Annotated in this window: 17 protein-coding genes, 1 tRNA gene and 1 pseudogene; 15 read left to right on the top strand and 4 right to left on the bottom strand. The window is 43.9% G+C overall.

The window, feature by feature from the left end; all coding sequences use genetic code 11:
* The first annotated feature begins 210 nt into the window (after positions 1–210).
* From HMPREF9010_RS19675 to HMPREF9010_RS26065, 9 genes are all read left to right on the top strand, one after another.
* A complete protein-coding gene (locus HMPREF9010_RS19675) occupies positions 211–1,497 on the top strand; it encodes a site-specific integrase (RefSeq protein WP_008647324.1) in 1,287 nt (428 codons plus the stop codon).
* A gap of 13 nt (positions 1,498–1,510) precedes the next feature.
* Positions 1,511–2,539 (top strand): hypothetical protein, encoded by a 1,029-nt coding sequence (locus tag HMPREF9010_RS19680; protein WP_081030394.1) that lies wholly within the window; start codon positions 1,511–1,513, stop codon positions 2,537–2,539.
* 221 nt (positions 2,540–2,760) lie between these two features.
* A complete protein-coding gene (locus tag HMPREF9010_RS19685) occupies positions 2,761–3,069 on the top strand; it encodes a DUF3853 family protein (protein WP_008647321.1) in 309 nt (102 codons plus the stop codon).
* Positions 3,070–3,080: 11 nt separating this feature from the next.
* Positions 3,081–4,151 (top strand): AAA family ATPase, encoded by a 1,071-nt coding sequence (locus HMPREF9010_RS19690; protein WP_008647320.1) that lies wholly within the window; start codon positions 3,081–3,083, stop codon positions 4,149–4,151.
* A gap of 205 nt (positions 4,152–4,356) precedes the next feature.
* A complete protein-coding gene (locus tag HMPREF9010_RS19695; protein ID WP_008647319.1) occupies positions 4,357–5,325 on the top strand; it encodes a toprim domain-containing protein in 969 nt (322 codons plus the stop codon).
* Positions 5,326–5,508: 183 nt separating this feature from the next.
* The gene (gene mobV / locus HMPREF9010_RS19700; RefSeq protein WP_008647318.1) at positions 5,509–6,855 is read left to right on the top strand and encodes a MobV family relaxase; all 1,347 of its coding nucleotides are present in this window, start codon (positions 5,509–5,511) and stop codon (positions 6,853–6,855) included.
* An 86-nt stretch (positions 6,856–6,941) separates the two neighbouring features.
* A complete protein-coding gene (locus tag HMPREF9010_RS19705; protein ID WP_008647317.1) occupies positions 6,942–7,385 on the top strand; it encodes a hypothetical protein in 444 nt (147 codons plus the stop codon).
* 15 nt (positions 7,386–7,400) lie between these two features.
* Positions 7,401–8,210 (top strand): hypothetical protein, encoded by an 810-nt coding sequence (locus HMPREF9010_RS19710; protein ID WP_008647311.1) that lies wholly within the window; start codon positions 7,401–7,403, stop codon positions 8,208–8,210.
* A 75-nt stretch (positions 8,211–8,285) separates the two neighbouring features.
* Positions 8,286–8,435, top strand: coding sequence for a hypothetical protein (locus tag HMPREF9010_RS26065; protein ID WP_008647309.1), 150 nt, complete (start codon positions 8,286–8,288; stop codon positions 8,433–8,435).
* 146 nt (positions 8,436–8,581) lie between these two features.
* Here the strand turns inward: HMPREF9010_RS26065 and HMPREF9010_RS19715 are convergent.
* Positions 8,582–8,655, bottom strand: a tRNA-Asp gene (locus tag HMPREF9010_RS19715).
* Between the two features lie 153 nt (positions 8,656–8,808).
* Here HMPREF9010_RS19715 and HMPREF9010_RS19720 point away from each other — a divergent pair.
* Positions 8,809–10,126 (top strand): annotated as a pseudogene (locus HMPREF9010_RS19720) (pyridoxal phosphate-dependent aminotransferase).
* 94 nt (positions 10,127–10,220) lie between these two features.
* Positions 10,221–10,811 (top strand): YqgE/AlgH family protein, encoded by a 591-nt coding sequence (locus HMPREF9010_RS19725; RefSeq protein WP_004300427.1) that lies wholly within the window; start codon positions 10,221–10,223, stop codon positions 10,809–10,811.
* A gap of 4 nt (positions 10,812–10,815) precedes the next feature.
* On the opposite strand, the gene HMPREF9010_RS19730 is transcribed toward HMPREF9010_RS19725, so the two are convergent.
* From HMPREF9010_RS19730 to recR, 3 genes are read right to left on the bottom strand one after another with little or no spacing between them, the layout of a single operon-like run.
* Complete coding sequence (locus HMPREF9010_RS19730) at positions 10,816–11,352, bottom strand: GNAT family N-acetyltransferase (protein ID WP_004326972.1); 537 nt, start codon at positions 11,350–11,352, stop codon at positions 10,816–10,818.
* Positions 11,349–11,807, bottom strand: coding sequence for a hypothetical protein (locus HMPREF9010_RS19735; protein WP_008647308.1), 459 nt, complete (start codon positions 11,805–11,807; stop codon positions 11,349–11,351). The genes HMPREF9010_RS19730 and HMPREF9010_RS19735 overlap by 4 nt, the downstream gene beginning before the upstream one ends.
* A gap of 26 nt (positions 11,808–11,833) precedes the next feature.
* The gene (gene recR, locus HMPREF9010_RS19740) at positions 11,834–12,451 is read right to left on the bottom strand and encodes a recombination mediator RecR (protein WP_004306273.1); all 618 of its coding nucleotides are present in this window, start codon (positions 12,449–12,451) and stop codon (positions 11,834–11,836) included.
* Positions 12,452–12,542: 91 nt separating this feature from the next.
* Between recR and HMPREF9010_RS19745 the strand changes: the two genes are divergently transcribed.
* From HMPREF9010_RS19745 to HMPREF9010_RS19760, 4 genes are all read left to right on the top strand, one after another.
* The gene (locus HMPREF9010_RS19745) at positions 12,543–13,997 is read left to right on the top strand and encodes a sodium:solute symporter (RefSeq protein ID WP_008647307.1); all 1,455 of its coding nucleotides are present in this window, start codon (positions 12,543–12,545) and stop codon (positions 13,995–13,997) included.
* Between the two features lie 124 nt (positions 13,998–14,121).
* Positions 14,122–14,727 carry a ribosome biogenesis GTP-binding protein YihA/YsxC gene (gene yihA, locus HMPREF9010_RS19750; protein ID WP_008647306.1) on the top strand — a complete coding sequence of 202 codons (606 nt, stop codon included), beginning with the start codon at positions 14,122–14,124 and terminating at the stop codon, positions 14,725–14,727.
* A gap of 8 nt (positions 14,728–14,735) precedes the next feature.
* A complete protein-coding gene (locus tag HMPREF9010_RS19755; RefSeq protein ID WP_032852599.1) occupies positions 14,736–15,335 on the top strand; it encodes a DUF4923 family protein in 600 nt (199 codons plus the stop codon).
* 97 nt (positions 15,336–15,432) lie between these two features.
* Positions 15,433–15,828 (top strand): DUF1573 domain-containing protein, encoded by a 396-nt coding sequence (locus HMPREF9010_RS19760; protein WP_004300420.1) that lies wholly within the window; start codon positions 15,433–15,435, stop codon positions 15,826–15,828.
* Positions 15,829–15,833: the final 5 nt, after the last annotated feature.

Raw genomic sequence — 15,833 nt, 5'->3', positions numbered from 1 at the left:
GTATTTTCAAGTAAATCAGAGGATTTTTTATTTCCTAATGCGGTGCGTACGGTACTTTAACCTACAATTTTACAAAACATCATAATATCGTAACTATCTACTAATAAACAGCTTATTACGATTGATTTATATCGTAAAATATCATTCAAAATCTTTTGCTATCTTAATAATTGGGTGTATATTTGGGTGCTAATTTAATTACACCCGAATATGAATATCAAGAGAAACATCATCTTTTCTTTGGAAAGCCGGAAGAAGAACGGCGTACCAATCGTGGAGAATGTGCCTATCCGTATGCGTGTGATATTTGCCAGCCAGCGCATTGAGTTTACAACGGGCTACCGCATCGACGCAGCCAAATGGGACGCCGACAAGCAGCGTGTAAAGCCGGGCTGCACCAACAAACTGAAACAGAGCGCATCCGAAATCAACACCGACCTGCTGCGCTACTATACGGAAATACAGAACATCTTCAAGGCGTTCGAGGTTCAGGGAACTATGCCTACCACCGCACAAGTGAAGGAGGCTTTCAACAACCTGCATAGCGAAAAGAGGGAGGAGGAACAGCAGAAGCCCCTGACGTTCGCACCTATGGAGGTGTTCGGGGAGTTCATCAAGGAGTGCGGGACGCAGAACGGCTGGTCTGACGCCACTTATGAGAAGTTCGCCGCAGTGAGGAAACACCTTGAGAAGTTCGACAAGGAACTGACCTTCGAGGCACTGGACGAACCCAAGCTGACAAGCTACGTGAATTTCCTCAAGGACGTGGAAGGCTTGCGCAACACGTCCACCATGAAGCAGATAGCCTACCTGAAATGGTTCCTGCGGTGGTGCACCAAGAAGGGGTACTGCATGAACAACGCCTACGAGAGCTTCAACCCGAAGCTGAAAAGCGTCCAAAAGAAGGTGATATTCCTCACATGGGAAGAACTGAACAAGCTGAAAGACTACAAGATACCCCTGACCAAGCAATATCTCGAACGGGTAAGGGACGTCTTTCTGTTCTGCTGTTTCAGCGGGCTGCGCTATTCGGACGTGTACAACCTCAAACGGAGCGACATTCGGGACGGGCATATAGAAATCACCACCGTAAAGACTGCTGACCGCCTTGTCATCGAACTGAACAACCACAGCAGGGCGATACTTGACAAATACAAGGACGTGGAGTTTGAAGGACACAAGGTGCTCCCGGTCATCAGCAACCAAAAGATGAACAACTACCTGAAAGAACTGGGGGAACTTGCGGAAATCAGCGAACCGGTAAGCGAAACCTACTATAAAGGCAGCGAGCGTATAGACACCATTACACCCAAATACGCGCTGCTGGGCACCCATGCCGGAAGACGGACATTCATCTGCAACGCGCTTGCGCTCGGCATTCCCGCACAAGTGGTGATGAAATGGACGGGGCACAGCGACTACAAGGCGATGAAGCCCTACATAGACATAGCCGATGACGTGAAGGCGAACGCAATGAGCAAGTTTAACCAACTGTAACCACAATAATATCATGGAAGAAAGAATAACGTCAATGATACCCCGCTACGGGAAACTCAACAAGATATACACCGGAATAATGTCCGGAGACAGTTTCTCTTTTGAGAAGCAGCAGTTCATTTCCGATTTTTACAGAGAGTACGGAGACACGCAGCCCTTTGAAACCACACTTATCAGTCTCATGCTTGAAATGGACGCCGCGCACTTCTCCATATTGCTGAACAGCCTGAAACGTGAGATTGAAAGCAACATCTCGACTTACAACACCTGCAAGGAGTTTTTCGACCGTCTCGATACCGGATATGTCTGCCGACAGCATGAAAGCCGTTTTGACTGGGGTATTGACAGACAGATGAAAGTCACAAACGGATATTACCGGGAACTCATGGAAGCGAACGGCTCTTTGGAGGCGGTAGGTTTCAGGGAACACGACCGTCAGGAAGAAGAACTGCTGGAAAGAAGGTACGAACGGTGCAAACGGGAATACGACAAGGAGAAAACCAAGCTGGATGAACTGTACAGGCAGAAGGAGCAGGCAAGACGGGAAGCCCTGCAATGCCTGCAAAACCGTTGCGGGGACATTTGCAGGCTGGGCGGCTCACTATTGGCAATCCTTGAAAAATACCTGACCGACCAAAAGAAAAAGGAAGGGGAAGAAAAGGAAATGTCCGCATCCGGTACCACCCCGGCAAGCCCGCCCGCCTATTTCCCCATGCGGCTGCTGTCAGCCATTTATGAGAAATGCAACGGTGAACAGTTCGAAGCCGTTTCCGAACTGGACTTCTACGCCAGCATGAACCTGCAACCATGCGAAGGCAGACTGAAAATAAGACCGAGGGAGAAGGCGCGCGTATGCTATCTCATTTTCCTTATGGGTGAAACGCTGCCCAAGCCGGACAGAGAGAAATGGAAAGAGGACATCATGAACCTGCTGGGAATAGACGATACATACTACAAGTCAAAATACAAAGAGCCCGTTTCCGATTTCCCCAGTGACAGCAACCGGGAATTTGCCAAGGAAATGCGGTCAATATTCCGATAGTCGATGATATGTCCCGACATTCCACGATACCACCACTTTTACCACTCAAAATAATTTCCGCCACTCTTTATTACTTACTGATATTTAACAAGATAGCGTGATATTCAAATCACGCTATCCACATCCTTACCACCCGTACCCGGAAGTAACTTTGCACTGTTCGAACGAGGTAAAAAGCCCATGCGCAGGGCTTGCAGTACAAACGTTAATTTCATTCTGATATGGAAATTAGAGACCTTTTATCAAAGCCCGTATGGCAGATGACGGGCGAAGAGTTCATATTCTTGAACCGGCACGCCTTGCAGGGAAGCGGAACGAAGCCAGCACAACCGGCAGCCGACAAGGAAAAGAAGTATGTGTACGGGATAGGCGGCATAGCCCGGCTGTTCGGGTGCAGCATACCCACAGCAAACCGCATCAAGAAAAGCGGGAGGATAAACAGAGCCATTACGCAGATAGGACGCAAAATCATCGTCGATGCGGATATGGCGCTGGAACTGGCAGGACGCAAAAGCGGGGGACGCGGATAGGGAGGTGTAGTATGGACAACAAGGAGAGAAACATCACCCCCGAAGAGGCGGTAATCCTATGGCATGCCTCGCGGCTTGACCTCTCGAAAAACCACGAGCAGGCGCCCGAAATCCTGAAAGTGCAGGGCTCCGTCATCGGCACACTGGGAAATTTCAGCGCGTCAATCGGAAAAGCCAAAAGCAAGAAGACGTTCAACGTCTCCGCAATCGTGGCGGCTGCGCTGAAAAACGGGACGGTACTGAACTATACGGCGGAACTGCCCGAAAACAAACGGAAAATACTCTATGTGGACACCGAGCAGAGCACCTACCACTGTGAGATAGTGGCAAGGCGCAGCCTTCGCATGGCGGGGCTGCCGACCGACAGCAACCATGAGAACCTCGAGTTCCTCGTCCTGCGGAAGTACACGCCCGAAGAGCGCATAGCAATCGTGAGGGAGGCAATCTACCGTACCGAGAATGTTGGGCTGGTAGTCATCGACGGGATACGGGACATGGTGTATGACATCAACAGTTCCAGCGAGTCCACGAAGGTAATCTCCCTGTTGATGACATGGACGGGGGAAAGGAATATCCACATTCACACCATACTGCACCAGAACAAGGGGGACGAGCATGCAAGGGGGCACATCGGAACCGAGCTAAGCAACAAGGCGGAAACGGTGCTGCAAGTAGAAAAGGACGAGAAGAACCCCGGTGTAAGCACAGTCAAAACCGCACATATCAGGGCAGTGGACTTCGAGCCATTTGCTTTCCGCATCAACGGGGAGGCATTGCCCGAACTGCTGGAGGACTACCAGTTCAAGGACAAGGATGAGACAAAAGGGAACAGAGGGAAGTTCGACCCGTATAGGGACATCACCGAACAGCAGCACCGCATCGCACTGGAAGCGGCATTCACCCTGAAAGACGAATACGGTTACAAGGAACTTGAAGGGGCTTTGCGGGAAGCATACGCCTCTGTCGGTGTCAAACTCAGTGACCACAGACTGCGTGACCTCATCACCGTATTGAAAAACAAGCGGATGATAGTGCAGGAGAACGGAAGGAAATACACCTTCAAGCCGGACTTCCACTATTAGCGGCTCAGACTGGAAATCGCTTCACTTCAACCGGGGTATATATATAGTGAAGTGGAGTGGAATATTCCAGAATATGGTAAAAACCGCTTCACTTTATTCCCGTACCTATATATACGGAAGTGAAGTGAAGCGGATATATACAGACCGTACCGCAAACATGTACGGGCGAAAAGAAAAAACAATATCCACTTAAACAGAAATCTACATGAATACGAATGAAGCGAAGCGGATACGCATAGAGGAATATCTGCATACTCTTGGCTACAACCCGGTAAGACGGCAGGGAGACAGCCTATGGTACAAGTCACCGTTCAGGGACGAGCAGGAACCGTCCTTCAAGGTGAACATGGAACGCAACCTATGGTACGATTTTGGCGCGGGCAGGGGCGGGAACATCATCGCACTGGCGCGGGAACTCTACGCATCCGACAGCCTACCCTATCTCTTGGAACGGATAGCGGAGCAGGCACCCAGCGTGCGCCCGGTCTCCTTCTCTTTTGGCGGGCAACCACTCTCAAAACCGAGCTTCCGGCAGTTGGAGGCGGTGCCGCTTTCTTCCCCCGCCCTATTGTCCTATCTGCGGCAGAGGGGGATAAATACGGAACTGGCAAAAAGAGAATGCAGGGAGGTGCGCTATCTGACTGGCGGCAAACCCTACTTTGCCGTTGGTTTTCCCAACCGTTCGGGAGGCTACGAGATACGCAACAAGCTCTTCAAGGGCTGCATAGCACCGAAGGACATCACCCACATACGGCAGGAACAGCCGAAGGAGACCTGCTACCTCTTCGAGGGCTTCATGGACTACCTCTCCTTCCTCACCTTGCGGCTGGAAAGGTGTCCTGACCGTCCCGACCTTGACGGGCAGGACTACATCGTACTGAACTCGACTTCCAACCTCTCCAAGGCAATCCGACCATTGGGCGGTTACGAGCGCATCCACTGTTTCCTCGACAACGACAAGGCGGGAATGGGAGCTGTTCAGGAACTGCGGGAGGAATACGGGTTGCGCATCCGGGACGCGTCGCACATATACGGAGGCTACAACGACCTGAACGACTTCCTGCGGGGTAAACAGAACAGACAATCCGAACGGCGGCGTGAGAAGCCGGAACCGGAGAAAAGCCAACAGAAGGCAGAGCAACCGAAAAAGAAAAACAAAGGTATCAGGATGTAATCGTACAGCCACCGGAAGGCTTTGAAAAAAGCCATAGCTCATTAGGGCTTTTTCTTCACGCAATGCACGCATCGCTAAAAAAGCCCCAATGAGCAAAAGGGACGCCGCCCCTTTTGAAACCCCGAAGCCATGCGGCATGGGAGCAAGGCAGGGGAAGTATTAACCGAAAAATGTATTACAGTTATGGGATATGCAGTTTTGCATTTGGAAAAGGCAAAGGGTGCGGACGGTGCAATGTCCACACACATAGAGCGCACCGTCCACCCGAAGAACGCGGACAGAATGCGCACACACTTGAACCGGGAACTGGTACGGTTCCCCGAAGGAGTAAAGAACCGCACGCAGGCGATAGCGTACCGGATAGAGACGGCGGGCATCAAACGCAAGGTGGGCACCAACCAGGTGAAGGCAATCCGGGTGCTGCTCACCGGAAGCAACAAGGACATGAAGCAAATGGAAGAGGACGGGAGGCTTGACGGCTGGTGCAACGACAACCTGAAATGGCTCCGGGAAACATACGGGGAGCGGAACCTTGTGTCGGCAGTCCTGCACATGGACGAGAAGACACCTCACATACACGCCACTATCGTACCGATAGTGACTGGAGAGCGCAGAAAAGCCAGAAAGGAAGAACAGAACGGGAAAAAGAAATACCGCAAGAAGAACACGCAGGATGTACGGCTGTGTGCTGATGACGTCATGGCAAGGCACAGGCTGAAACACTATCAAGACACCTATGCACAAGCCATGAGCAAATACGGCTTGCAAAGAGGAATAGACGGTTCGCTGGCAAAACACATATCCACCATGCAATACTACAAGGAACTGGTAGAACAACAAGACAGCCTGCAGGAGAACATAGAAACCCTGCTGGGGCTGGAAGAGGAAGCACAGAAGAAACTGAAAAAGGTCAAGGGAGAAATCGACGTGCAGAAGATGAAGGGGGCGGCGGTGAACGCAACCACAGCCATAGCGGACGGGGTAAGTTCTCTTTTGGGCGGCAGCAAGGTCAAGAGGCTGGAAGCGGAGAATGAGGGTTTGAAGCAGGATATAGCTAATCTGCAAAGACAAGTACAAGCCGAACAGAGGGAACAGACAAAAATGGAGAACCGATACAACAGCGAGATAAACAAGATAGACCGAAGTTACCAACAGAAAATTGCAGAGTACAACAATAGGCTGAAACAGATAGACACCTATTTCCCTATCGTAACGGAACTGCTGCCCATAGCCGAACAATGCCGGGAAGTGGGGTTTACCGAGGAACTGACAAGGCGAATCGTCAGCCTGCAGCCCGTAGAGTTCAAGGGCAGGCTCTATTCGAAGGAACACAAGGAGAAGTTCAGGACGGAGCACTCAACGGCAACCATAGAGAGAAATCCGCAGGAGAAAGGGAAATTTAGGCTGTGTATTGACGGAATGCCTATACTTGAATGGTTCAAGATGAAATTTAAAGAGCTCAAAGAAAAGCTGGGTGTAAGCCACACCCAAAAGGAGGAAAACAAACCTATGCGAGGATTAAAAATATAAATTTATTTGCTTATCGAATATAATTTATGCGAAAATATAAATGAAATTTTATATATTTGTCAAGTATATCAAACCATTGTATTAACATGATTAATAAACCAATCATCACAAAGCATAAAATTAAAGATGAAATTTATGTAATTGATTTATGTGATGAAATATTAGGGACAAAAGCTTTAAGACAACATTGTTTTGATTTTCTAAGGGGGGATTCTATAAACGGGAAACGCGGGAGAAAATTACGTGTAGACGCTTATTATGAATCTAAGAATTTAGTTATTGAATATAATGAAAAACAACATACCGAGGATGTTGCTTTTTTCGATAGAAAAAAAACTATAAGTGGAATTACTCGTAAAGAACAACGAAAACTATATGACGAACGTAGAAAAGTTGTCTTACCTCAACATGGTATTAGTCTCGTTGTTATTTCTTATAACGATTTTGAATATAATAAAAAGAAAAGAATTATTCGAAATAAAACAAATGACTTAAAGGTTGTATTCGAAAAAGTACAAACGTACATTTAAATAAATTTTATTATTATGAAAACTAATATTGAAGCCAAATTTAAATTAATAGAGATATTAAATATATCTCCGGTTGAGTTATCGTATATCAAAGATTTAACTATACCTGAAAATATTGTTTCTGAACTTCTTAATGGTGAATCAGGTGCATTAAAGGTACATCTTGAAAATATACAAAATGATGAAACTTTACCTGTAGATACCCGTTTATTAGCGGCATGTCTAAAAAACAGGATGAAAGATAGTGTTATCAGAATTAAAATGGATGGACTTGATGAAGACGAAGATGATGAAGTAGAAGAAGAAAATTATGGGTATTTTGATGAAGACTTAACAGAAGAAGAAAAAGAAGCAATAAAGGAGAATGAAAAAGAGAGAAATAAAATGTGGCGAGATAGAGAAATTGAATTCCATAAATCCATTCCTATCTTAAAGAAATACACACAAGAAGAAATGAATAGTGTAATGTTCAATTATATATGGGAACATTTTCCTTTGCTACAAAAAGGATTTGACAGAAAAATATATCCTAAAGCACGTGATAGCTTTTTTGGACATATTGGGATTGCCTATTATAGATATCAATTACCTCAAAAGGTTCAAGACAAAATAAATATAGCTGATGATTATGTTAAAAATGAAATTATTAATCGCTTTAAAAAATTGGAAATTGAAAGCATTGATAAATGGGCTATTCAATATAAACAATCAATGGATGAACTAGGTGTAAAAAAGTATACCAAAAGTAGTATTAAGGGTTTCTTCGATGAATTAGGTTTAAAGGTTTCTTCTATTGTAATAGATACAATAAAAAGTAAATTATGACTTGTATTTATTCTATCAGATTTAGAGTTAATTACTGAATTTATATATTTAGCAGTTCAAATTCGTTAAACAACAATGACACCTGAAGAATTAATATGTGATTTAAGTGAATTTTATGGTTACGAAGTTGATTTATCTTATGCCATAAATTATATAGATATGGTTGGAGAAGACTATGTAGAAGTAGACAGTTTTCACCTTTGGTTACAAGATTTGATTGGATAAAATATGAGAGTAGGAGAAAACTAGTGTTTCTCCTACAATTTTTTTGTATCCATATTATATTTTATAAATAGAACACCCACTTTTACATTATTAGGGTGTAAAAGTGGGTGTTCTATTTGTAAAATATTGATTTTCAATATTTATTGCGGTGCGTACGGGACTCGAACCCGTGACCCCATGCGTGACAGGCATGTATTCTAACCAACTGAACTAACGCACCAAAATATTCACTTTAGCATCTCTCTCGATTGCGGATGCAAAGGTAGATATTTTTTTTGAAACCTGCAATAGCTTCAGTATCTTTTTTCTGAAAAAGTGGGTTTATTAAGAATTATCGTGTACATTTGCAGCTACTAATAAAATAGAAAATAGAATGAAAAATACACCAATTGAACGACATCTGATTGACGAAACCATCAATGAGTTTCAAATTGTCGATTTTTCCAAAGCTACCATTCGTGAAGTGAAAGCTATTGCTTCAAAAGCAGAAACAGCATCGGGAGTTGAATTTATCAAAATGGAAATGGGTGTTCCGGGACTTCCTCCTTCCGCTGTAGGCGTGAAAGCGGAAATTGAAGCATTACAAAATGGCATTGCCAGTCTATATCCCGACATCAACGGATTGCCGGAACTAAAGAAAGAGGCATCCAACTTTATCAAAGCATTCATCAACGTAGATTTAAGTCCGGAAGGTTGTGTGCCTGTCACTGGTTCCATGCAAGGTACATTCGCTTCATTTCTTACTTGCAGCCAATGTGACGAAAAGAAAGATACGATTTTGTTTATCGATCCAGGGTTTCCGGTACAGAAACAGCAGTTGGTTGTAATGGGGCAAAAGTTTGAAACATTTGATGTGTATGACTACCGCGGAGAAAAACTGAAAGAGAAACTGGAAAGCTATCTGAAAAAAAGGAAATATATCAGCCATCATTTATTCAAATCCCAATAATCCCAGCTGGATTTGCCTGAAAGAAGAAGAATTGAGGATTATCGGTGAATTGGCAACACTGTATGATGTGATTGTTCTGGAGGATTTGGCTTATTTTGCCATGGACTTCCGCCAAGATTTAAGTAAACCGTATCAACCTCCTTTCCAGCCATCAGTTGCCCATTATACGGACAATTACGTATTGCTGATTTCCGGCTCAAAAGCATTCAGCTACGCCGGGCAACGTATTGGGGTAAGTTGTATCTCTGATAAACTATACCACCGAAGCTATCCGGGACTGACCAAACGATATGGTGGCGGAACTTTCGGAACGGTTTTCATTCACCGTGTGCTTTATGCGCTTTCTTCAGGAACTAGTCATTCTGCACAGTTCGCCATGGCCGCCATGCTGAAAGCTGCCAACGAAGGACAATATAATTTCCTTAACGAAGTGAAGATATACGGTGAAAGAGCACGGAAATTAAAAGAAATCTTCCTCCGTCACGGTTTTCATCTGGTATATGACAACGATCTGGGCGAGCCGATTGCAGACGGATTTTATTTCACCATCGGTTATCCGGGAATGACCAGTGGCGAACTGGCGAAAGAATTGATATACTACGGAGTCAGCGCTATCTCATTAGTAACTACAGGAAGCCATCAGGAAGGATTGCGCGCGTGTACCTCTTTCATTAAAGACCACCAATATGCTCAACTGGATGAAAGAATGAAACTATTTGCTGAAAATCATTCGATAGCCTGATTATTTGACATAAGATATTCATAAAAGCCATTCTTAAAATGAAAAAAAACGGAAAGAACGATTGTTATTCCGTTTTTTTTCTTACTTTAGTGGCATGAATATCGACTCTGACATATTTAAGATTCAATCGAATAATGTGTTGCCATCGAGAGGAAGGATTTTAATATCAGAACCTTTTCTACGTGACGCAACGTTTGGCAGATCCGTAATTTTACTGGTCGATCATACGGATGAAGGAAGTATGGGATTGGTTATCAACAAGCAACTGCCATTGTTCCTTAACGATATCATCATGGAATTTAAATACCTGGATGAGATTCCTCTATACAAAGGTGGACCTATTGCCACTGATACCCTATTTTATCTCCACACATTATCTGATATCCCCGGATCCATTTCTATCAGTAAAGGGCTTTATCTGAATGGAGATTTTGATGAAATAAAGAAATATATATTACAAGGGAATAAAATCAGTGAATGCATTCGTTTCTTCTTGGGATATTCCGGTTGGGATAGCGAACAGTTAAATAACGAAATCAGAGAAAACACATGGCTGGTGTCTGAAGAAGAAAAATCATATCTGATGAAAAACAATATCAAGGATATGTGGCGGACTGCTTTAGAGAAGCTAGGCAGCAAGTACGAAACGTGGTCACGCTTCCCGCAAGTGCCTACTCTCAACTAATATTTTATTTCTTAGGATTCAAACATTGGAGAAGCAATGCATCTTTGTAGCAGCCCTCCACTTGCAGCCAGTTTTTCAATAATCCGCATTGAACGAAGCCACAAGACGTGAACAGCTTTACACAAACGTCATTATCTGTCGTGACATGCGCATAAAGCTGACTTAAAGACAGAAAATCAAAAGCGTATTCACAAAGTAGCTTCAGTGCGTCGGTGGCATAACCTTGTTGCCGATAATCCTTATGAACGGCAATTCCGACTTCTCCCCGCGAATGAAGGGGAACGAAATCCGTAATATCAATCGTACCAAGGATACACTGGTCGGATTTGCGTACCATCATCAGACGTAATTGCTTATCCGCAAACACATCACACTGTGAACCTTCAATATATTGGCGCAACACGTAACGGGAGTATGGAACCGTAAAGTTACTGATGTCCCACATGGAAGGGTCATTTTCCATCTCGTACATAATGTCCATATCTTCCGGTTCTACTGCACGAAGATAAATACGTTCGTTCATTAAGAAAGACTGTCTCATAACTTTTCTTCTTTTGCAATGTGAAGTTCGTTACGCAATCTCTTCTCGCTGGGCAGGCAGAAAAGTGACGCCGTGAGGCCAATCAGCATACAGAGGTTACCCGTACTGCTCAACGTCAGGTAGTAACACAAAAGGTTCACTACAATAGCTACTTCAAGCACTCCCAAGCGAACAATGTTCCATTGCACATATCGCTTCAAGGCAAGCGTGATAGTCATGTGATCTATCTTTTTCTTAAGCACCAAGCTAAATAATTTGAGAGAAAGAGGCACACATAAAGCAGTGAGCAAAATGCCGACCGTCTCAAAATAGTAGATAGCCGGTGCGTTATCTACCAAACCTCCTACGGGAAAGAGTTCAAACTCTCCTGCCCCAAGCAAAAATGCCGGGAGTACCCAAAAGAAAACATAACTGATATTCAAATTTCTGACAGCTCGTCTTATCTGTTCTTCCATGTTCGTTCTTAAATGATTAATAATGATTATACAGTTCCGGTAAAAAGCGTCCGATTCACAATGCTGCGTCCTAAAGTCACTTCATCGGCATATTCAAGTTCATCACCAACTGATATGCCACGAGCTATCACACTTAGTTTAACCCCTAGTTTATCCAGCTTGCGATAGATATAGAAGTTGGTAGTATCGCCCTCCATCGTGGTGCTCAACGCCAGAATAACTTCTTTGATTCCACCTTCAGCCACCCGCTGCACCAGGCTTTCAATTTGAAGGTCACTCGGTCCGACTCCGTCCATTGGAGAAATAACCCCACCCAAAACATGATAAAGCCCGCGATACTGCTGGGTTGCCTCCACCGCCATTACATCACGGATATTTTCCACCACACAGACAGTGGAAGCATCCCGTTGCGGATTAGCACAAATCTGGCAAGTTTCAGTATCGGATATATTATGACACACTTTGCAGTATTTCACCTCACGTTTCAACGTTATGATAGAATTTCCGAAAGCTTCCACCGTAGCCGTATCCTGACGGAGCAGATGTAGAACAAGCCTCATAGCCGTCTTACGCCCGATACCCGGAAGTTTGGAAAATTCGCCGACTGCCTTTTCAAGCAGTATAGAAGGATATTGTTGGTTCATAGATAATATTTGCTGTTCTATCGATAAAACCTTGCAAAGATACAGATTATTGTTTTTAATACCTACAAAAATTGCTACCTTTGCATCTGTTATGATGATACTAGTCACTATTCTTTGCTACTTCGCGGTATTATTACTAATAGCCCGTATCACCGGACGTAAGGGAGGATCGAATGCAGCGTTCTTCAAGGGAGAGAACCAATCACCTTGGTATATAGTCTCTTTTGGAATGATTGGCGCCTCTATCTCCGGAGTCACTTTCGTCTCTGTACCGGGAATGGTGCGCGGAATGGATATGACGTATATGCAAACGGTACTCGGATTTTTCTTCGGATACATGGTCGTAGCCCATATCTTACTTCCTTTATATTATAAGTTGAATCTGACAAGCATCTACGGATATCTCGGCACCCGCATCGGAGTGCGCGCCTATCGCACCGGTTCCTTTTTCTTTCTGCTGTCACGCATGTTGGGAACCGCAGCCAAACTTTATCTGGTATGCCTTATTCTCCATACGTATGTATTCCAAGAAATGCACGTTCCCTTTTGGCTGATTGCTGTCGGTTCGGTTGCATTGGTATGGATATATACTCATAAAAGCGGAATAAAGACCATTGTGTGGACAGATACCTTACAAACATTTTGCCTGATTGCCGCTCTGATTTTTATCATCTATTTTACGATCCAAAAATTAGACCTTAACTTCAGTGGCATTGTGCAAACAATCCAAAACAGCGAACATAGCCGTATTTTTGTATTTGACGACTGGGTATCCCGACAGAACTTCTTCAAACAGTTCTTCAGCGGTATCTTCATCGTCATCGTAATGACCGGACTGGATCAGGATATGATGCAAAAGAATCTTTCTTGCCGGAACCTCCGGGAAGCACAAAAAAACATGTATTGCTACGGTTTCTCATTCATTCCGCTAAATTTTCTTTTTCTATGCTTGGGAATTCTATTGATAGCACTAGCGGGACAAATGCAACTCGAACTGCCAGCCATGAATGATGATATACTGTCCATGTTTGCAGCCCAAGGTTATCTGGGACAATCCGTATTGGTACTTTTTACAATCGGTATTATCGCAGCAGCTTTCAGCAACTCGGATTCCGCCCTGACAGCCATGACAACCAGTGTATGCGTAGATCTGCTAAATACGGAAAAAGACACAGAAGAAACGGCACGTCGCAAAAGAGACAAAGTGCATTTATCGCTATCAGTCTTATTGGCATTCTTCATCTGCCTGGTAGAAATACTTAATAATAAGAGCGTTATTGACGCCATATATATCATCGCCTCCTACACATACGGTCCCCTGCTTGGAATGTTTGCTTTCGGACTTTTTACACGCAGGCAAACGAATGACCGGTGGGTTCCTCTCATAGCCATCCTTTCACCACTGATCTGCTATCTTGCCGACTGGTGGATTGGAAAAGAAACCGGATATAAATTCGGTTATGAATTGCTAATGTTAAATGGAACGCTTACCTTTGCGGGGTTAATTTGTATGTCTAAAAAAGGGAAAACGCTGAAAGTACCATGAAAACAGGTACTCCGAAGTTTATAATAAATAATGGCAGAGTTTATTATAAACTGCGCAATAGTTTATTATAAACAATGAACAAGTTTATTATAAACGATTTTACAAAGAAATAAATGACAAGAAAATGGAAATAACAAGTGCTGAATTTGTGATTAGCAATACGGACGTGAAGAAATGCCCAGCCGGTATTTTCCCGGAATATGCCTTTATAGGCCGTTCGAATGTGGGTAAATCAAGTCTTATCAATATGTTGACCAGTCGTAAAGGTCTGGCCATGACCTCCTCTACTCCGGGAAAAACGATGTTAATCAACCACTTCCTTATCAATAAGAATTGGTATCTCGTCGACCTTCCGGGATATGGCTACGCCCGACGCGGACAGAAAGGAAAAGACCAGATACATACCATAATTGAAGACTACATTCTGGAACGAGAGCAAATGACTAATCTCTTTGTCCTGATAGACAGCCGGCTGGAACCTCAAAAAATAGACCTTGAGTTTATGGAATGGCTGGGCGAGAACGGTATCCCCTTCTCTATCATCTTTACCAAAGCCGATAAACTCAAAGGTGGACGTTTAAAAATGAATATCAATGCCTATTTACGTGAGTTGAGTAAACAATGGGAAGAGCTCCCTCCTCACTTCGTTTCTTCCTCGGAAGACCGCATGGGACGTATGGAAATACTCAACTACATAGAAAACATAAACAAGGATCTCAATATAAAATGAAAAGAAGAATGAAAAAGAGTTTTTTATCCATTGCCTTTATGGCAGTATTTATGCTGATGGCGACTAACAGCCAGGCACAATCATGGTCCGACTTATTTAATAAGGACAACATTTCAAAAGTAGTGAATGCCATCACCGGAACCACCGAATCTATCGACATGACCGGAACATGGAACTACAAAGGTTCGGCCGTAGAGTTCGAATCGGATAACTTACTAATGAAAGCAGGCGGAGCTGCCGCAGCCACTATGGCTGAAAATAAGCTGAACGAACAATTAAGCAAAATAGGTATTAAAGACGGCCAAATGAGTTTCACTTTCAATGCCGACAGTACTTTCACCAGCACGGTGGGCAAGAAAACATTGAAAGGCACTTACTCCTACAATGCTTCAACCAAACAAGTTGATTTGAAGTATTTGAAACTTCTGAATCTGCACGCTAAAGTAAATTGCAGTTCCAGTTCACTGGAGTTACTGTTCAACTCGGACAAACTGTTGAAATTAATGGCTTTCATCGGCAGCAAAAGTAGCAGTACCGCACTGAAAACAGTTAGTTCACTGGCCGAAAATTACGATGGAATGATGCTCGGATTCCAACTCTCAAAATAGCAAAAGAGAATCGTTTAATACTATTTCGCACTCCATAAAGTATATTTTAGGGGAAAAGCATTATCTTTGTCGTTTGTAATCAAAAAGAGAAGGAAAAATGAAAAAGATACTTTTTTTAATGACCCTGTTAGTAATGGGCGTAAGCTTTGCATTTGCGCAAACAAATGCAGATATCAAGTTTGACAAAACAACTCACGATTTCGGTAAGTTTTCTGAAAACAGCCCGGTTGTCAGTTGCACATTTACCTTTACTAATATCGGCGATGCCCCTCTGGTGATCCATCAGGCGGTAGCCTCTTGCGGATGTACAGTACCCGAATATACAAAGGAGCCCATCATGCCGGGCAAAAAGGGAACAATCAAGGTAACTTATAACGGAACAGGCAAATATCCGGGACATTTCAAAAAATCAATCACCTTGCGTACCAACGCCAAAACAGAGATGGTAAGATTGTATATCGAAGGCGATATGACGGCAAAAGATGCAAAGTAGGAAAA

This window comes from Bacteroides sp. 3_1_23, from assembly GCF_000162555.1.
GTDB classification, from domain to species: domain Bacteria; phylum Bacteroidota; class Bacteroidia; order Bacteroidales; family Bacteroidaceae; genus Bacteroides; species Bacteroides ovatus.
This window is presented reverse-complemented; position numbering and strand designations above follow the sequence as displayed.